This window comes from Leifsonia sp. 1010 (genome assembly GCF_031455295.1).
GTDB lineage: Bacteria > Actinomycetota > Actinomycetes > Actinomycetales > Microbacteriaceae > Leifsonia.
Genome location: NZ_JAVDSL010000003.1, coordinates 90,861 through 108,132, shown reverse-complemented (window position 1 = coordinate 108,132; position 17,272 = coordinate 90,861). Strand labels below are relative to the sequence as shown.

The following is a 17,272-nucleotide window of genomic DNA, read 5'->3' as shown; positions in this document are numbered from 1 at the left end:
GCGGCTCATCGGAAGTCCCTCGAGACGGTCCGGATGCCGGTATCGAGTGCTTCGAGCCGGTCGGCGAGCACATTGACGACGCCTTCCTCGCTGCGCTCCAGGATGCCGCGGACGATCATCGCCGGTGCCTGGCGGGCGACCCGGCGATAGCGATTCCAGACCCCGACCGGGCAGATGACGTTCACCATCCCGGTCTCGTCCTCGATGTTGAGGAACGTGACTCCCGCCGCCGTCGCCGGACGCTGCCGATGCGTCACCACGCCGCCCACCTCGATACGCCGGCCGGATTCGCCCGCGGCGAGCGTGTCGGCCGGGCGGACGCCGCGGGCGGCGAGCGCCGGGCGCAGGAAGCGGATGGGATGGTCGTCGGTCGAGATACCGGTCGCCCACAGGTCGCTGGCGAGCTGTTCGGCGGGGGAGAGCATCGGCAGCAGGGGCGGCTGCACGGTGATCGCCGTGCCGGCGAGGTACTCCGGTCGCTCCTGGGCGGCGTTGCCGGCCTCCCAGATCGCCTGCCGCCGGCTCAGGTCGAAGCCGTCGAACGCGCCGGCGGCGGCGAGCGCCTCCAGCTGGCCGGTGTTGAGTCCGGTGCGCCGGGCGAGGTCGCCGAGGTCGCGGTAGGGGCCGTACGCTTCGCGCTCGGCGACGATGCGCTCCGCGACCTTCTCGCCGATCGAGGTGACCGCCGCGAGGCCGAGGCGTACCGCGTGACCGGCGTCGCGACGGTGCGCGGCGAAGTCGAGCGGGACCGTCGGATCGAAGGGGTCGATCGGCGGCTGATCGGTCTGCAGGCACGGATCGGATCCGGTCGGCCCGCGCTGCGTGTCCGAGTCGTCGAGCGGCTCGAGGAGCGGGAAGACCCCGGACCGCTGGATGTCGGGACGGTGCACGGTCACGCCGTGCCGTCGTGCGTCGGCGGTGAGGGTGCGCGGTGAGTAGAAGCCCATCGGCTGGGCGCGCAGCAGCCCGGCGAGGAACGCGCCGGGGTAGTGCAGCTTCATCCACGAACTGACGTAGACGAGCAGCGCGAAGCTGATCGCGTGGCTCTCCGCGAAGCCGAAGTTGGCGAACGCCTCGATCTTCTCGTAGATGGCGTCGGCGTCGGCTCCGGTGATGCCGTTGTTCGCCATCCCGTCGTACAGCTTCGCTTTGAGCGCCTCGATCTTCTCCACCCCGCGCTTGGAGCCCATCGCTCGGCGCAGCAGGTCGGCGTCTTCCGCCGTGCAGTCGCCGACCGCGACCGCCATCTGCATCAGCTGCTCCTGGAACAGCGGGACGCCCATCGTGCGCTCCAGCACCGGCACGAGCGAGGGGTGCAGATAGGTGACGGGCTCTTTGCCGAGCTTCCGGCGGATGTACGGATGCACCGCCCCGCCTTGGATGGGGCCGGGGCGGATGAGCGCGATCTCGATCACGAGGTCGTAGAAGCTGCGGGGCTGCAGACGCGGCAGCGTGCCGATCTGGGCGCGGCTCTCCACCTGGAAGACGCCGATCGAGTCGGCACGGCAGAGCATGTCGTAGACGCCCTGCTCCTCCTTCGGGATGCTGTCGAGGGTCCATTTCTCGCCGAGCGACGCCTCGATGGTGCGCATCGAGTAGTCGAGCGCCGACAGCATGCCGAGGCCGAGGAGGTCGAACTTGACCAGCCCCATCCACGCGCAGTCGTCTTTGTCCCACTGCAGCACGGTGCGGCCCTCCATGCGTGCGTGCTCGATCGGGCACACCTCGCCGACGGGCCGGTCGGTGAGGACCATCCCGCCCGAGTGGATTCCGAGGTGCCGTGGGAACTTGAGCACCTGTTGCGCGAGACCCACCACGTCGTCCGGGATGTCGTGGTCGTCGCTGGTCTGGACGGTGCCCCACGAGTCGATCTGCTTGCTCCATGCGTCTTGCTGGCCGGTGGAGTAGCCGAGCGCTTTCGCCATGTCGCGCACCGCGTTCTTGGGCCGGTAGGTGATCACGTTGGCGACCTGCGCCGCGTTGTGCCTGCCGTACTTGGCGTAGACGTACTGGATGACCTCCTCGCGGCGATCGGAGTCGAAGTCGACGTCGATGTCGGGCTCCTCCTCGCGCATGCTGGAGAGGAACCGCTCGAAGGGCAGGTCGTACTTGATCGAGTCGACGGCGGTGATCCCGAGCAGGTAGACGACGGCCGAGTTCGCCGCGGACCCGCGACCCTGGCAGAGGATGCCCCGGCTGCGGGCGAACCGGACGATGTCGTGGACGATGAGGAAGTAGCCGGGGAAGTCCTTCGCCTCGATCACATCCAGCTCGCGTTCGATGCGCTCGCGTTTCGCCGGGTTGCTGTCGAGGTCGGGATACCGTTCGGCGGCACCCCGCCAGGTGAGCTCGCGCAGCCAGCTCATCGGCGTGTGGCCCTCCGGGACGTCCTGTTTCGGCAGCCGCGGACGGGCGCTGCGGAGGCGGAAGGAGAGGTCGTCGGCGATCTCGACGGTCCGTTCGACCGCGCCGGGGTAGCGCGCGAACCGGCGGGCCATCTCGGCGCCGCTGCGCAGGTGGGCCGCCCCTGCGGCGGGGAGCCAGCCGTCGAGCTCGTCGAGGCTGCGGCGGGCGCGCACGGCGGCGACGGCGGTCGCCAGGGGGTATTGCGCCGGACTCGCATAGTGGACGTTGTTGGTCGCAACGGTCGGCAGCCCGAGCCGGCCGGCGATGCGGGTGAGGATGTCGTTGTCGGTCGAGTCGCGCGGACCGCCCTGGTCGATCAGTTCGACGAGCACGTTGTCGTGCCCGAACAGGTCGGCGAGCCGCGCGACCTCCCGCTCCGCCGCGCGTTCGCCGTGCTCGGCGAGGGCCAGCCGGACGTCGCCCTTCCGGCATCCGGTCAGCACCATCCACTCGCCGCCCGACTGCTCGGCGAGCTCGTCGAGCCGGTACACCGGCCGCCCCTTCTCCTCGCCGGCGAGCTGCCCCGCGGTGATCGCGGCGGCGAGCCGGTGGTAGCCGTCCTGCCGGCGGCCGAGCACCACCAGGTGGCTGCCCTCTGGGTCGGGTTCGCCGTTCTGCGGCTTGGTGAGTGACAGCGACAGCTCGGCGCCGAAGACGGTCTTCACTCGGTCGTACGCTTCTGCTGCCTCGGCCAGGTGCACGACGCCGTACATGCCGTCGTGGTCGGTGAGGGCGAGCGCGTGCAGGTTGAGCCGGGTGGCCTCCTCGAGCAGTTCCTCCGGGGAGGATGCTCCGTCGAGGAAGCTGAAGTTGCTGTGCGCGTGGAGCTCGGCGTACGGGACCGCGTCCTCGGGCGTCTCCGGGATCGTCTGCGGAACGTATTTCTGCCGCTTGCGCGACGACGGGCGTTCGTCGTCCTGCTGTCCGGTGCGTCGTCCGGAGAGCCGCCGCTCGAACTCGGCCCACGGGATCGGCGGGTTGTTCCATCCCATCAGGCGTCACCTCGCTCAGTCATAGCGCGCCTCCGCGAACCAGCCGGAGCCTGCCAGGGCGAGCAGCCAGGCGGTGCCGTCGGCATCGACCAGCTGGAAGCGGTGCATCGTGCGGGAGAGGGAGGCGTCCCACCACCGCTCCCGCACGGGCCAGGGACCGGCCCAGGAGTCGACCGGCCGGGCGTCCCGCACCTGGCCGGTGGGGGAGAAGCGGACGATCGGCGCGGTCACGTCTCCGCGATCGGTCACCTCGACCGTCGTGCCCTCCTCGGTGAGAACCGCGACGGGACGCGGAACCTCGAACACGGTCGACGGCGCGGGCGCCGGCAGCGATCCGGGCCACGGCTGGTCGGCACGGGCGACCCCCACCGGCCGATCGCCCCACGGCACCAGCACCTGCCGTTCGCCGGGCGCGCGCCCACCGCCGATCGTGGCCGTGACCACCGCTTCGTGCCCGAGCATGCTCTGCACGCGGGTGAGGCCATGGTGGATGCGCTCGTCGGCGCCACCGCCCCACAGGCCGTCTTCGTGGTGGCCGATGTCGTCGACCGCCTCCGGCTCGAGCACCACCCGGGAGATCGGTGACGCCAGCCCGGAGTCGATCGCGCCGGAGCCCTGCAACTGCCAGCGGACCCGGTCGACCACGTCGGGCGGCGAGAACAACCGGGGGTGGAGCCAGGTGCGCTCGCTGACCCGCCCGGACTCGTCGGTGACCTCCACCCGCAGCGATGTGCACACGAGCCCGGCCTTGGTGAGTCCTCCGATGAACTGCTCGGCCGTGCCGCGCACGGCGAAGGTCACCTGGTCGACACGGTCGAGGGGAGGTTCGAACTCGATGGAGCGGTCGAGCTGCTTCGGCGGGGTCCGAGGCACCACCGCCGTGCCGTCGAGTCCGCTTGCCAGGGTATGTGCGAGCTCTCCCCGCTCGCCGAACCGCTCCCGCATGTCCACGCGCGAGAGCGCGGCGATGTCGCCGAGCGTGTGCAGTCCCAGTCGACGCAGCAGCGGCGTGAGTTCGGTGAAGCCCAGGTGGGCGACCGGGAGCGGGGCCAGGAACCTCGGAGAGTCGCCGGAGGGGATGATGCGCATTCGGCTGCGGGCCCAGAAGTGCGGGGCGGGGGCCTCTGCAGCGCGACCGGCAGCGGGATCTGTCGGCGTTCCCCCAGCCGAGGGAGTGCTGCCGGCGGAGGGAGTGCCCCCGGTGGATGGGGCTCTGCCGGACGGCCGGGCGGCTCCCGTCGAGCGCGCGGCCTGTTCGGCGGCGAAAGGACCGTCGGCGATCCCGACCCGGGCATCCGGCAACCCCAGCCCTTCCAGGCAGCGCAGCAGTTCGGCGGCAGCTTGCTCTTCGCCGCCGTAGTAGCGCGCCGGCCCGCGCGCCCGGAGCACGCAGGTGCCCGGGCGGACCGGCTGAACGCCGGGGGTGATCTCCTCGATCGCGGCGAGCACCGGCTCGAATGCACGCGCATCGAGCACCGGATCGTACGGCAGCACGTTCAGCTGGGGGCAGCGCGCCTGCGCCTCGCGCATCCGCAGCCCGCGCTTCACCCCGTCGGCTCGAGCGGCCGGAGAGCAGGCGAACACCACGCCCTTCTCGACCAGGGCGAGAGGTTCATCGGAGAGCAGGTCGAGCGCTTGCTGCGCAGCGATGACCGGCCAGTCGGGGCACCAGAGCACGATCGCCCGGGTGACGACGGCTTCGCGTGTTTCGTTCGTCATCTAGCTCACCGCCTCGAGCCGCGTTGGCCCGGAGGTGCGGAAGCTCTCGTCGACGGCCGGCAGCCACAGCTCGGCCGTGCGACGTGGTCCCGTCCCGCCACGCGGTGCCGACTCCACGGTGACCCTCCGCGACGACAGGTAGCCGTTCCCGGTGCCGAGGCCGTCCCACCCGCTGCGTGCGACGGTGAGCGTCGCTTCCACCTGCGGCCAGTCGCCGGCGACGATGAGAGTCGCTTCGCGCTGGCGCAGCCTGGCGGTAAGCCGGGCGACGTCGCCGTCTTTCGCGCGCGCGGGCGGCGCGACGACCACCACGCTGAGCACATCGACGACCGCCGCGGTCACGGTCAGCCAGTTCTCACCGGGATGCGGCACCAGCACGAGCCGCTCGAGGTCGATGCCGAACCGCCCGGCGGCCTCTGCGCCGAAGTCGGGCATACCGACCACGCCGCACCACGCTCCGGCCGCGCTCGGACCGGCCAGCATGGCCATCAGCAGGGTCGTCGAACCGCGCACCGAGTACGCCGCCCCGGCCTTGAGCGAGCCCCCGGGCAGGAGCGGGGAGAGCGCCGGATGCGTCTGCAGGGTCCGGCTCTCGAGCTTGGTCGCCTGCATCTGCCGGATGCGGGTCTGCAACTCGTGCACCTGCGCCCGGCCGGCGACCGGTTCATCGAGGTGTGGAGCTGCGAGGGACATGAGTCCATTTTCGAACGTATGTTCGAACAACGCAAATGGAATTTCGACGTTGTGGACAACCGCTCCGTGTGGAGATGAACAGTACGCCACCCGACCGACAGCCGTCGGCGCACAATGGACTCGTGCGCCCGACCTATCCCGCCGCCGTGTACCTGTGCCTGTTCGACGGAGACCGAATCCTGCTGCAACGCCGTGCGGGCACCGGCTACCGAGATGGCGAGCTGTCCCTCCCCGCCGGGCACATCGAACCGGGGGAGTCGGCCACGGCAGCGCTGCTCCGCGAGGCGCGGGAGGAGGTGGGCCTCGCGCTCGGTTCCGACCAGGTGCGGCTCGCCCTGGTCCAGCATGGGCGCGCGGACGGTGACACCTACATCGACTTCTTCTTCGCCGCCGCGCTCCCCGAGGGGGCTGTTCCCGTGATCGGCGAGCCCGAGAAGGCTTCCGAGCTGGTCTGGGCGCCTCTGACCGACCTCCCGGGTGATGTCATCCCGGTGATCCGCCACGGCATCGAGGCGCTCGGCCGCGGTGATGCCTACACCGAGTACGGCTGGTGAGCGGCGTGATCCTTCCCGCGCCTAACGCCCCTGGGGTTCGGTGACGAAGTCGATCAGCTGCTCGACCCGGCCGAGCAGCTCCGGCTCGAGATCGGTGTAGGAGCGGACCTGGCCGAGGATGCGTTTCCAGGCGCGCGCGATGTCGGCCTGCGTCTCGTGGGGGAGGCCGAGCGCGGCGCAGATGCCGTGCTTCCACGAGATCGAGCGGGGGATGCTCGGCCACGCCTCGAGGCCGACTCGCTGTGGCTTCACCGCCTGCCAGATGTCGATGTAGGGGTGGCCGACGACGAGGACGTGTGCGCCGTACGGCCCGCGCGCCACCTGCTCGGCGATCCTGCTCTCCTTCGAGCCGGGGACGAGGTGGTCGACGAGGACGCCGATGCGTCGGCCGCGGTCGGGCTGGAACTCTCGCACGATCGCGTCGAGGTCGTCGACGCCTTCGAGGTATTCGACGACGACGCCTTCGACCCGCAGGTCGTCGCCCCAGACGCGCTCGACCAGTTCGGCGTCGTGGCGACCCTCCACGAAGATGCGGCTGGCGCGGGCGACGCGTGCCTTCCGGTCGCCGACCGCGAATGACCCGGACGCGGTCCGCGTGGGGCCGGCCGCCGCCCGGGATGGGACGACCAGGCGTATCGGTTCTCCGTCGATCAGGAACGAGCCCGACAGGGGAAAGATGCGCTTCTTGCCGAAGTAGTCCTCGAGTTCCACCGTCTGTGCCTCGAGTCGCGTGATGGCCCCGCAAAAACCGGACGCAGCGTCCTCCACAACGAGGTCTTTCACGGCTTCGACGGTGGGGACGGGCTTCTTGCCGGCACTTCTCCAGTCGCCGGCGAGCACATCGGTTCCGTAGCGGTCGTCCATCACCCGATGGAGGCTATGCGACGGGATGCGCGGCGCGGGTGAGCCACGCTGCGGTCAGTCGAAAACGCGGACCAGCCGCCACGATCGGGCGCTCGCGTCGTGCCTGACGTCGAAGACATGGGCCTCGCCGTCTTCGCTGGTCCCCTGGAAGCGCCAACCGCCGATCGTGCGCGGGACGCTCCCGATCGGATAGCGATGCTCCCCGAAGGGGCGCCACCAGGCGCAGACCTCGGCCCAGACGGTCGGGGTGTCGGACACCCGGTACCGAGTGGACCTCCACACCAGGCGGATGGGGACGCCCTCGTCGGTCGTCCAGACGGCGACGGTCTCGTCGATCTCGGTCATGCTGCTCACCTCGGCTGTCGAACGTATGTTCGAAAGAGAGTGTACCTCCGCCTCGCGACATCGCACCTCCCATCCTGGTTCGCCGCCGGCTTCGCGTGCTCATCCGGAGACCGCCGGAAGCGACTGTCGTGCGAGTGGACTGTCGACCGACGCGGGCGGAGTGGTCATCGTCTCACCAGAGGGAGGAGTGCCCGTCGCAACGGCGGTGTTCTGGACGTGGCCGGCAGCGAGATCGGCGTTCGTGAGGCGGTAGCTGGCCGTCGCCGTCACCGACTGGCCCGGTTCGAGCCGCCCTGCAGCGCCGGGCCACGCATATGTGAGCGAGGACAGGCCGGCGAGCGGATCCGCGACGGACACTCCGTCGATCGTCACATTCCCGGTGTTCTTCGCCTTCAACACGTAGGTGATCACATCACCCACCTTCGCCGGCGACGACACCCCCGAACTCAACGCATCCTTCGTGAACGTCAGATCCGGGCCCTGCGTCAGCGGGACGTCGGCAGCGGCAGGAGGAGTGCTCACCGACGGGCCGGTAGGCGGGTTGCCCGAAGCGGTCGCGGTGTTCGGAACGAGTCCGTTGTCGATATCGGCCTGCGTCAGCTTGTAGGTGGCGGTCGCGGTGACCGTCTCATCCACCTTCAGAGTCCCAGCGGCGCCGGGCCAGCTGTACGTCAAGGGGGACAGTCCGACGTGGGGGTCACTGATGGTGACGCCCGTCAAGGTGGTCTGGCCGGTGTTCTTCGCCGAGAAGCGGTAGGTGATCGTGTCGCCGACCGTCGCCGGCTTGGTCACGGCCGAGTCGTCGGCCACCTTGGTGACCGTCAGATCGGACACAGGGACCGTTGACGTGCAGTTCGCGTCGACCGACCCTGCCGCGCAGTTGCTCCCGACGGTCGGAGACACGACGGTGTTGCGCAGGGAGTGGTCCCCGGCAGTCGGGTTCTTCACCGTCACCGAGTAGCTGATCGTCGCAGTCTCACCGGGTGCGAGAGCACCGGACCACGCCAGGGTGGGGGCGGTGTACGCCACCGCGCCCTGCGATGCGGTCGCGTCGCCGTTGTACGTGGCGTCCTTCAGTACGTCGGTCAGGTCGTCCGTGAACGAGGCTGTGTCGTACGCCTGCGTGCCGGTGTTCTTGACGGCGACCGTATAGGTCACCGCGTCTCCTGGCCGGGCCGATTGCAGCGACGAGCTCTTGGTGATCGCGAGAGAACAGGATGCGGGATCCGCCTCCACGGTGAACTGTGCGCCGCCGGAGGTGTTGCCGTTCGGTGCGTCGGTGCCCGCGGGGGAGGTCGTGACCGCATTGGCCGAGTTCGTGAGGATCAGTGGCGCGGGAGCGTCGCAGGAGACCGGGGGAGCCGTGGTCTGGAAGCAGAGCTGAGGAGCGTCACCAGACCACGTGATGGACACCTGGCCGCTCTCGACCCCGGCCGGGTCGGTGACGGCGTTCACGGTGACGGTCGCCGTGATGGAGGTCACCGTCGTCGGGATTCCCGACAGGTCGACGGACCCCCCGGCGATGACCGTGACCGCTTCGAACCCGGTGATGACCGCGTCGTTCTGGTCGCGCAGCGACACCGTGGCGTTCGCGTACGAGCCGTCCGTGAGGCCCGGAAGGGTCAGCGCACGCCATCCGCGGAAGGACGACGCTCCCGTCCCGCAGTAATACCCGCTCGGCGTGACGGTGACCTCCTGCGGCTCCGTCGGGCCGGCGCACTCTTTGCCCGTCGTCGCGTCGAAGAGCACGAACTGGGCGGCGTCTCCCGTGGCCACCAGGCAGTTCGTCGCGACATCCGTCGCGGGCCGGATGGTGTAGTTGAGGCCGTTGTTGACGTTGCTGAATCCGGCGCACGGCGGGACGGTGCCGGTCCCGGACCACTGCCCGAAGTCGCGGCACATCACCTGGTTGCCGTTCGACAGGTAGACGCGCGTGCCGATGACGTAGGCCTCGCCGGCGCCGTTGCCGCCGGCGGCGTAGTTCGCGCCGGTCCCGGAGTAGGGGTTGACTGTGGCAGCGCCCGTGACGGTGACGCAGTTGGACGCGGTTCCCGGACCGTTCGTGATGGTGCAGACGCCCGTAACCGCGCCGCTGCGGGAGAGGATGGGCGCCATCGGCGATCCGGCCTTGGTGTTGGCCGCCGAACCGTTCACGGGCCAGCTGCCGGTGCAGAGCGCCTTGGTGGTGGTGTTGTAGCAGTAGTTCTTCCACGCGCTCGTCGAGGTCTGCTGGACGCTGGCGAAGACATAGGGGCCGTAACTGGACGAGGTATAGATCGAGGTGGTCGTGACGCCGCTCGCGATCAGGGTTGCTCCGGGACACGAGCCCATGCCGGGTGTCGTACACACCAGGGCGGCCTCATTGCGGCTGACGACGACGCTGTAGGTGTTGCCGTCGGCGGCCGGGAGTCCGGTCCCGTTGATCTGTGCGGCGAACGCGGTGTTGCTGACGGCCGCTCCCGATCGGGCGGTGTAGCCGCAGCTAGTCGGTGTCTTGGTCGACAGGTCGAGGCACGCGATGCCGTTGCTGCTGCCATCGGTGAGGCCGGCGTACCAATACAGCTTGTCGCCGACGAGCCACGTGCCGCCCTGCTGCGGGGTGATCCCTGCGAAGGACGTGCCCGTGCCGACCGGTGTGCCCGGGACCGACGACCACGTCTGGACGTTGCTTCCGGTCGGCCAGCCCGGGCAGGTCGTCCCGTCGTGCTGTGCACAGAAGACGACCGCTCCCTTGGCGTGGTGATAGACCGCGTAGAGGAGGTCCTTCCGTGCGACGACGTTGTACGCGTCTCCGCCGCTCATCGCGATGACCTTCGACGGCGGCACGACGAACGGCGGCGAGAGCTGCTGCGTGCCCTGCGGCACGGGTGTCGCCACGAACCCGATGCCCGTGGCATCGGCGGGGGGAGTGCCGGTGACCCAGCTCGACCCGCCTGCGCGGTACTGGGGAGTCACCGAGCCGGCGGGGTTCTGGTTCGGCGGCAGCCGGAGCGAGCCGGGGACGTAGGAGCCCGCTTTGCTGAGGTCGTCCTTGACATCGACGACGGCGTTGGCGCCGGTGTTGTTCTGCGACTCGACCACCCAGTCGATCACATCGCCCGGCCGCGCGGTGCCCGTCGACGGGCCTCCCGGCGCGTCGTCCGACGCCGCGGTGGACCCGTTGGCCGTGTTCTTACCGGTGGTGAACACCGTCGACACGGCGGTCGTCGCGGCATCGGAGTAGTGCTGGGGCAGGAGGAGCACCCCGACGAGTGCACCGACGGTCACGCACGCGCCGAACGACAGCCCGACCCGCCAGCGGCGGGCTCGGCGAGCAGCGAAACCAGAACGACGCGCCATGTGCAGCACTTCCTCTCAGGACACGCCCGGAGGAGTCAGCCCCGGTCACGTGGTCGAGGGCACGGTTGCCCTCATTTATGAGGACACGGGGATGTGACGTTCGTTACGGGATGCTCGATTCAATGCAAGCAAGGTGGTCTTTCCATGCGAGACGTGCGATCCGGGGTGCGAATCCGAAACGGTGCCGTCCCGCCTGGGCCGCTGCCATACTGACGTCTATGTCGGACATCACAGACCCTTCCGGCGCATCCCTGCGCCTCAGCAACGACGAGCGCGAGCGTGCCGTCGCTGCGCTGCAGTCGCACGCCGCGCAGGGGCGGCTCACCGACGCAGAACTGCAGACGCGGTCGGCCGCGGCCCGGTCCGCCGTGACACGCGGAGATCTCGCCCCGCTCTTCACCGACCTCCCCGGCGGACTGCAGCTCGCGGGTCATCCCCAGGCGGCGCCCTCCGTCTCAGCCGGCGCGGGTGTGACCGGCCGGGAGCCGTCGTCGCGCTGGGGCCTCCTGGCGGTGTCGATCATCCCGTTCGTCTCGGTGATCCTGTTCTTCCTGACTGGGATGGCGTGGGGCTACCAGTACTCGTGGCTGTGGTTCCTGCTCATCCCGCTGGTCGGCGCGGTCGTCTACGGCACCGAGGGCGGCCGTCGGCGCTAGGGCGCATGCGACGCCGCTGCGGTCAGCCGACGGTGGCGCCGAACAGCAGGCCGAGGAGGTACGTGGCGGCCGCCGCTCCGTACCCGATGAGGAGCTGACGGATGGCGCGCTTCAGCGGTGACGCACCGGAAAGCAGCCCCACGACGGCTCCCGTGCCGAGCAGGACGATCCCGACCAGCAGCGCGGAAACGATGATCGCGGCCGTCCCGGTCAGCCCGAAGAGGAAGGGCAGGATCGGGATGAGCGCACCGGAGGCGAAGAAGCAGAAGCTCGAGATCGCGGCGTTCCATCCGGTCCCGATGGCCTCGTGCTCGTCCTCCTCGATCGCGGGGGTGATGGGGATGGGCGAGGTCACCGCCTGCAGGCTGGAGAGGACCTCGCGTGCGTGATCGGCGGCCTCGTCCGCCGTCATTCCACGTGCTCGGTAGACCAGGGTGAGCTCGTTCGCGTCGACGTCGAGGTGTGGCAGCGCCGAGCCGGTGGCGGGGTTGGGCGTGGATGCTTCCAGCAGTTCGCGCTGCGACCGCACGGAGACGTACTCTCCCGCGCCCATGCTGAGCGCTCCGGCGAGCAGGCCGGAGATCCCGGTGAGCAGCACCACGTGCGTCGGGACGCCGCTGGCGCTGACGCCGAGGACGAGCGCCAGGTTGCTGACCAGGCCGTCGTTCGCGCCGAAGACCGCGGCGCGGAACGTGCCGGAGAGCCGCTGCCTGCCGCGGGCGGCGAGCGCCCGGACGACCTCTTCGTGCACCTGCTCGTCCGCCGCCATCTGCGCCGTCGCGTCGGAGTCGTCCGCGTACGGCGACCGGGCTTCCGCGCGCTGTGCGAGTGCGAGCACGAACACCGAGCCGAACCGCCGGGCGAGCCAGCCGAGCATCCGCGTGCGCAGGTCGCCCTTCAGCGGCCGGCCCGCCTGGTCGCCCAGCAGGTCGACCCAGTGCTGCTCGTGGCGTCGCTCGGCTTCGGCCAGCGCGAGCAGGATCTCACGCTCCTCGCCCTGGCGGCGGCTGGCGAGGTCGCGGTACACCGAGGCCTCGGCGCGCTCGTCGGCCAGGTAGCGACGCCACCGCCTGATGTCGGCGGGGCTCGGGTTTCGGGCTGCTGTCGTCATCCCCTCAAGTCTAGGAGTCGGCGACGGGCTCTCTCGCGGAGGCGGCCTCAATGGTGAGCGCCAGCGCCGAGCGGGTGAACCTGTCACCCCAGTCGGCTGCGGCGACGATCGCCTCCTCCGGGCCGAGGATGCGGAAGGGCGCGTCGACCGCGGCGAGGCCGAAAAGCGCCCATTCGGCGCTGTCCGCGGTGATCCGGACAGCGCACGTGCCGTCGCCGCGGTCATCGACCGTCGCCCACCGCCCGAGCACCTCGACGACCCGGTCGCCGGGTGCCTCGATGAGCGCCTCGACGATCATGGGCTCCACCGCGCTGTTGAGCGATTCGCGCACGTACTCCGCGGCGTCCTCCGCCGGCAGCGCACGCGGCCGGAAACGGACCCCGGTCGGATGCGGATCGGCGATGCGGTCGAGGCGGAAGCTGCGCCAGTCGAATCGGGTGAGGTCGTAGGCGACGAGGTACCAGCGGCGCTCGATCGAGACGAGCCGGTGCGGTTCGACCGTGCGGTTGGAGGCTTGGCCGTCGCGGGCGACGTAGGCGAACTCGATCCGCTCCTCGTCGCGGCAGGCCTGGGCGAAGGCGGTGAGGACGCCGGGGTCGGTCGTCGGCGTCGGTCCGAGCGTCGTGGACAGCGTGGTCATCCGCAGCGCGTCGACGCGGCGCCGCAGCCGCGGCGGCATCACCTGGACCACCTTCGCCAGCGCACGAACGGACGCCTCGTCGACCCCCGCGATGCCGCTCTGTGCCGCCGTACGGAGGCCGACGGCGAGCGCGACGGCCTCGTCGTCGTCGACGACGAGGGGAGGGAGGGATGCGCCGGCGGCCAGCTGGTACCCGCCGGACACGCCGCGGGTGGCGTCCACCGGGTACCCGAGGTCGCGGAGCCGTTCGACGTCACGGCGGAGGGTGCGCGGCGAGACCCCGAGGCGGTCGGCGAGCTCCTGTCCTGGCCAGTACCGGTGCGTCTGGAGGAGGGAGAGGAGCTGGAGCGAGCGGGAGCCGGTACTTGCCATGCATCCATTGTGCACATCCTTGCGGTCGGAAACTGACCGCTAGCTGCGTACGGCCGCCTCCGGACCCGGGCCTCGCCCGGAGGGACGCAACGGTGCGGCGCCGGGCCGGGACAGCGTGATCACGGCTTCCGTGATCCACTCCGACTCCTCGAGCGACGCTTCGACCGCCTGCAAGTCGGCGGCGACATCCGACTCCCGGTCGTTGCCGACGAGGTCGACGGCCGCCACCAGATAGAACCTCTCGGGACCGACGTACTCGAGGTGCAGGTAGGTGACCGTCTCGACCTCGGGATGCGCGAGGAGGGCGCCGAGCGCGGCCTCCGAGGCGCGGTCGCAGCCGGGCTGTCCGACCAGGAACCGCCGGTTGCGCTCGATGAGCACGACGGCGACGATCGCCAGGAGCACACCGACCAGGATGGAGCCGAGCGCATCCCAGAACGGGTTGCCGGTGAGCTCGTGCAGCAGCAGGCCGAGGAAGGCGATCACGAGGCCGACGAGGGCCGCGGAGTCTTCGGCGAACACGGCCCGCAACGTCGGATTCGAGGTGCTGAACACGTGCTCGAACGTGCCGGTGCCCGAGGACTCGGCCTTCGCGTGCGCCTGCCGGTACGACTGGATGAACGAGATGCCCTCGAAGACGAAGGCCGCCGCAAGCACGAGGTAGCCCACGAGGTAGTCCGCGTCCTCCTCCTTCGATCCGAGCGCCTGGACGCCGTGCATGATCGACACCACCGCGCCGGCGGTGAACAGCCCCACGGCGGCGAACAGGCTCCAGACGTACGCGTCGCGGCCGTACCCGCCGGGATGCGACGCATCGCGCGGCCGCACGGCGGAACGCTCGGCCTGAATGAGGAAGATCTCGTTGCCGGCGTCGGCCCACGAGTGCGCGGCCTCGGCGACCAGAGAGGCGGATCCGGTGAGGATGGCGGCGATGGTCTTGGCGATCGCCACGAGGATGTTCGCCGCGAAGGCGAGCAGCACCGTGAACAGGCTCGAGGATCGTTTGCTGCGGGGCATGGCGACACCATAGTCCCGCGGCGTCGCGGGAATGCAGAAGGCCCCGGTCGCTGTGACCGGGGCCTTCTGTCCGCTTTCGCGGTTCTGTGTCCGAGGGGGGACTTGAACCCCCACGCCCTATACGGGCACTAGCACCTCAAGCTAGCGCGTCTGCCATTTCCGCCACCCGGACGAGGTGAGATGGCCGCCGAACTGCTCCGGCTGCCGAAGAAAGACGATAGCACGGATTCTCCACAGAGGATCACTCGTCCACACACCTCGGGCGTGGCGCGGCGGTGGTCGGATGCGGCAGGTAGCGTGGTGGGATGACCGACGAACTCCGCGCGACCGAGCGCGACCTCGACGAGACCGCGATCATCGCCCGGGACCTCATCCGGTTCGACACGACGAACTACGGCGAGGGCCGCTCCAACGGCGAGGCGGAGGCCGCCGCCTATGTCGAGGCGAAGCTGGCCGCGCTCGGCCTGCGTCCGCAGGTGTTCGAGTCCGAACCGGGCCGCGCGAGTGTGGTGGCGCGCGTCGAGGGCACCGACCCGGGCAAGCCGGCGCTCGTCGTCCACGGTCACCTCGACGTCGTCCCGGCAGACCCGCGCAACTGGACCGTCGATCCGTTCGGCGGCGAGATCAAGGACGGCCTGCTGTGGGGCCGCGGCGCGGTCGACATGAAGAACATGGATGCGATGATCCTGACCGCGGTCGGCGACATCCTGAGCGCGGGGGAGCGTCCCGCCCGGGACCTCGTCGTGGCGTTCTTCGCCGACGAGGAGGACGGCGGCCGTCGGGGGTCCCACTACCTGGTCGACACGCATCCCGAGCTGTTCGCCGGAGCGACCGAGGCCATCAGCGAGGTGGGCGGCTACTCCATCGATCTGGCGGGTCGCCGCGCGTACCTGCTGCAGACCGGCGAGAAGTCGCTCGTCTGGATCAAGCTCGTCGCGCGCGGCCGGGCCGCGCACGGTTCGCGGCTCATCCGTGACAACGCCATCACGCGGCTGGCGGAGGCCGTCGTCGCGCTGGGCCGTGAGGACTGGCCGGTCCAGCTGACCGCCACGACGACCCGGCTGATCGGCGAGCTCGGGCGGCTGCTCGACGTCGACCCGCAGCGGATCGGCCCGGACGAGGTGGTGATCCGAACGGGTACGGCCGCCGGCTTCATCCTGGCGACGCTCCGGACGACGACGAACCCGACGCTGCTCGAGGCCGGCTACAAGCACAACGTCATCCCCGACACGGCGGAGGCGCTGATCGACATCCGCACCCTGCCGGGCGAGGAGGAAGCCGTGCTCGCGCGCGTTCGCGAGCTGATCGGCGACGACGTCGAGATCCAGGTTATGCACCGCGACATCGGCCTGGAAGCCGAGTTCGGCGGGGGTCTCGTGGACGCGATCACGGGCACACTGCAGCAGCACGACCCGGGCGCGCCCGTCCTCCCGTATCTCCTCTCCGGCGGCACCGACAACAAGGCGCTCAGCACGCTCGGCATCACGGGATACGGCTTCGCGCCGCTCCGGCTGCCCGCCGACCTCGACTTCCCGGGCATGTTCCACGGGGTGGACGAGCGTGTCCCGCTCGACGCGCTAGTGTTCGGTAGGACCGTGCTCCGCGACCTCCTCCGCGCTTACTGACCCCGGGATTCGACGCTTCGTATGGACTTCATCAACGCCCTGATCCTCGGCCTCGTTCAGGGGCTCACCGAGTTCCTCCCCATCTCGTCGTCGGCGCACATCCGCATCGTCGGCGAGCTGCTCGGCACCGGTGCCGACCCGGGGGCGCGCTTCACCGCGATCATCCAGCTGGGCACCGAAGCGGCGGTGCTCCTCTACTTCTGGCGCGACATCACGCGCATCATCGCGCAGTGGTTCCGCGCGCTGTTCGGCCGCATCCCGCGGAATGACCCGGACGCGCGGATGGGGTGGCTCGTCATCCTGGGCAGCATCCCGATCGTGGTCCTCGGACTCTTCTTCCAGGATCAGATCGAGACGACGTTCCGCTCGCTGTGGATCGTCGCGACGACGCTCATCGTGTTCGGCATCCTGCTCGGGATCGCCGACTGGGTCGGGTCGAAGCGCAAGCGGCTGCGGGAGCTGACCTGGGGCGACGGCATCATCTTCGGGCTCGCGCAGGCGCTCGCGCTCATCCCCGGCGTCTCGCGCTCCGGCGGCACGATCACGGCCGGGCTGTTCATGGGGTACCAGCGCCGCGCGGCCGCCCGCTACTCGTTCCTCCTCGCGCTGCCCGCTGTGTTCGGCAGCGGTTTCTACCAGCTCTACAAAGCGGTGAAGGAGCCGTGCACCGAGGCGCTCGCGAAGGCAGGGACCTGCACGCCCGAGGTCTTCGGACCGGTAGAGACGGCGGCCGCGACCGTCGTCGCGTTCGTGGTCGGACTCCTGGTGATCGCTTTCTTCATGGGCTACATCTCGCGCCGCAGCTTCCTGCCGTTCGTGATCTACCGCATCGCCCTGGGCGTGCTGCTGATGATCCTGCTCGCCACCGGCGTCCTCCAGGCATGAGCGACCTGGTCGCGTCCGTTCGACGCGACCGGAGACGGTGAGGAGAACGCTCCC

General features: G+C 70.1%; 13 protein-coding genes and 1 tRNA gene. 4 read left to right on the top strand and 10 right to left on the bottom strand.

What is annotated here, in order from left to right; translation table 11 throughout:
* Positions 1–5: 5 nt before the first annotated feature.
* The 3 genes from J2Y42_RS14080 to J2Y42_RS14070 are packed head-to-tail and all read right to left on the bottom strand — an operon-like array spanning position 6 to position 5,810.
* Entirely contained in the window at positions 6–3,398 is a 3,393-nt protein-coding gene (locus J2Y42_RS14080; protein WP_309859815.1) for an error-prone DNA polymerase, read from the bottom strand.
* A 15-nt stretch (positions 3,399–3,413) separates the two neighbouring features.
* The gene (locus J2Y42_RS14075; protein WP_309859813.1) at positions 3,414–5,117 is read right to left on the bottom strand and encodes a DNA polymerase Y family protein; all 1,704 of its coding nucleotides are present in this window, start codon (positions 5,115–5,117) and stop codon (positions 3,414–3,416) included.
* The gene (locus J2Y42_RS14070) at positions 5,118–5,810 is read right to left on the bottom strand and encodes a hypothetical protein (protein ID WP_309859811.1); all 693 of its coding nucleotides are present in this window, start codon (positions 5,808–5,810) and stop codon (positions 5,118–5,120) included.
* Positions 5,811–5,932: 122 nt separating this feature from the next.
* On the opposite strand from J2Y42_RS14070, the gene J2Y42_RS14065 reads away from it, so the two are divergent.
* The gene (locus tag J2Y42_RS14065; RefSeq protein WP_309859809.1) at positions 5,933–6,364 is read left to right on the top strand and encodes an NUDIX domain-containing protein; all 432 of its coding nucleotides are present in this window, start codon (positions 5,933–5,935) and stop codon (positions 6,362–6,364) included.
* Between the two features lie 21 nt (positions 6,365–6,385).
* Here J2Y42_RS14065 and J2Y42_RS14060 read toward each other — a convergent pair whose 3' ends face one another.
* The 3 genes from J2Y42_RS14060 to J2Y42_RS14050 form a co-directional block, all read right to left on the bottom strand.
* On the bottom strand, positions 6,386–7,228 hold the full coding sequence (locus J2Y42_RS14060) for a DUF3097 domain-containing protein (RefSeq protein WP_309860354.1): 843 nt from the start codon (positions 7,226–7,228) through the stop codon (positions 6,386–6,388).
* A 54-nt stretch (positions 7,229–7,282) separates the two neighbouring features.
* A complete protein-coding gene (locus J2Y42_RS14055) occupies positions 7,283–7,573 on the bottom strand; it encodes a DUF6504 family protein (protein ID WP_309859808.1) in 291 nt (96 codons plus the stop codon).
* A 99-nt stretch (positions 7,574–7,672) separates the two neighbouring features.
* Positions 7,673–10,912 carry a hypothetical protein gene (locus J2Y42_RS14050; protein ID WP_309859806.1) on the bottom strand — a complete coding sequence of 1,080 codons (3,240 nt, stop codon included), beginning with the start codon at positions 10,910–10,912 and terminating at the stop codon, positions 7,673–7,675.
* Between the two features lie 218 nt (positions 10,913–11,130).
* Between J2Y42_RS14050 and J2Y42_RS14045 the strand changes: the two genes are divergently transcribed.
* Positions 11,131–11,568 (top strand): DUF1707 domain-containing protein, encoded by a 438-nt coding sequence (locus tag J2Y42_RS14045; protein ID WP_309859804.1) that lies wholly within the window; start codon positions 11,131–11,133, stop codon positions 11,566–11,568.
* Positions 11,569–11,590: 22 nt separating this feature from the next.
* Here the strand turns inward: J2Y42_RS14045 and J2Y42_RS14040 are convergent, their stop codons facing one another.
* The 4 genes from J2Y42_RS14040 to J2Y42_RS14025 form a co-directional block, all read right to left on the bottom strand.
* Positions 11,591–12,679 (bottom strand): VIT1/CCC1 transporter family protein, encoded by a 1,089-nt coding sequence (locus tag J2Y42_RS14040; RefSeq protein ID WP_309859802.1) that lies wholly within the window; start codon positions 12,677–12,679, stop codon positions 11,591–11,593.
* A gap of 10 nt (positions 12,680–12,689) precedes the next feature.
* Entirely contained in the window at positions 12,690–13,691 is a 1,002-nt protein-coding gene (locus tag J2Y42_RS14035) for a YafY family protein (protein ID WP_309859800.1), read from the bottom strand.
* 39 nt (positions 13,692–13,730) lie between these two features.
* Positions 13,731–14,708, bottom strand: a complete 978-nt coding sequence (locus tag J2Y42_RS14030) for a cation transporter (RefSeq protein WP_309859799.1) — start codon at positions 14,706–14,708, stop codon at positions 13,731–13,733.
* Positions 14,709–14,795: 87 nt separating this feature from the next.
* Positions 14,796–14,880: transfer RNA gene (locus tag J2Y42_RS14025), tRNA-Leu, on the bottom strand.
* A 133-nt stretch (positions 14,881–15,013) separates the two neighbouring features.
* On the opposite strand from J2Y42_RS14025, the gene J2Y42_RS14020 reads away from it, so the two are divergent.
* Together J2Y42_RS14020 and J2Y42_RS14015 are read left to right on the top strand one after the other, a co-directional pair.
* Positions 15,014–16,333: a M20/M25/M40 family metallo-hydrolase gene (locus J2Y42_RS14020; protein WP_309859797.1), complete on the top strand. Its 1,320-nt coding sequence runs from the start codon at positions 15,014–15,016 to the stop codon at positions 16,331–16,333.
* Positions 16,334–16,354: 21 nt separating this feature from the next.
* The gene (locus J2Y42_RS14015) at positions 16,355–17,218 is read left to right on the top strand and encodes an undecaprenyl-diphosphate phosphatase (protein ID WP_018191087.1); all 864 of its coding nucleotides are present in this window, start codon (positions 16,355–16,357) and stop codon (positions 17,216–17,218) included.
* The last annotated feature ends 54 nt before the right edge of the window (positions 17,219–17,272 follow it).

Excerpts from the sequence above, each read along its gene's own strand:
- J2Y42_RS14060 (WP_309860354.1), bottom strand. The coding sequence starts at position 7,228 with ATGGACGACCGCTACGGAACCGATGTGCTCGCCGGCGACTGGAGAAGT.
- J2Y42_RS14055 (WP_309859808.1), bottom strand. The coding sequence starts at position 7,573 with ATGACCGAGATCGACGAGACCGTCGCCGTCTGGACGACCGACGAGGGC.
- J2Y42_RS14040 (WP_309859802.1), bottom strand. The coding sequence starts at position 12,679 with ATGACGACAGCAGCCCGAAACCCGAGCCCCGCCGACATCAGGCGGTGG.
- J2Y42_RS14070 (WP_309859811.1), bottom strand. The coding sequence starts at position 5,810 with ATGTCCCTCGCAGCTCCACACCTCGATGAACCGGTCGCCGGCCGGGCG.
- J2Y42_RS14050 (WP_309859806.1), bottom strand. The coding sequence starts at position 10,912 with ATGGCGCGTCGTTCTGGTTTCGCTGCTCGCCGAGCCCGCCGCTGGCGG.
- J2Y42_RS14020 (WP_309859797.1), top strand. The coding sequence starts at position 15,014 with ATGACCGACGAACTCCGCGCGACCGAGCGCGACCTCGACGAGACCGCG.
- J2Y42_RS14080 (WP_309859815.1), bottom strand. The coding sequence starts at position 3,398 with ATGGGATGGAACAACCCGCCGATCCCGTGGGCCGAGTTCGAGCGGCGG.
- J2Y42_RS14030 (WP_309859799.1), bottom strand. The coding sequence starts at position 14,708 with ATGCCCCGCAGCAAACGATCCTCGAGCCTGTTCACGGTGCTGCTCGCC.
- J2Y42_RS14045 (WP_309859804.1), top strand. The coding sequence starts at position 11,131 with ATGTCGGACATCACAGACCCTTCCGGCGCATCCCTGCGCCTCAGCAAC.
- J2Y42_RS14075 (WP_309859813.1), bottom strand. The coding sequence starts at position 5,117 with ATGACGAACGAAACACGCGAAGCCGTCGTCACCCGGGCGATCGTGCTC.
- J2Y42_RS14035 (WP_309859800.1), bottom strand. The coding sequence starts at position 13,691 with ATGGCAAGTACCGGCTCCCGCTCGCTCCAGCTCCTCTCCCTCCTCCAG.
- J2Y42_RS14015 (WP_018191087.1), top strand. The coding sequence starts at position 16,355 with ATGGACTTCATCAACGCCCTGATCCTCGGCCTCGTTCAGGGGCTCACC.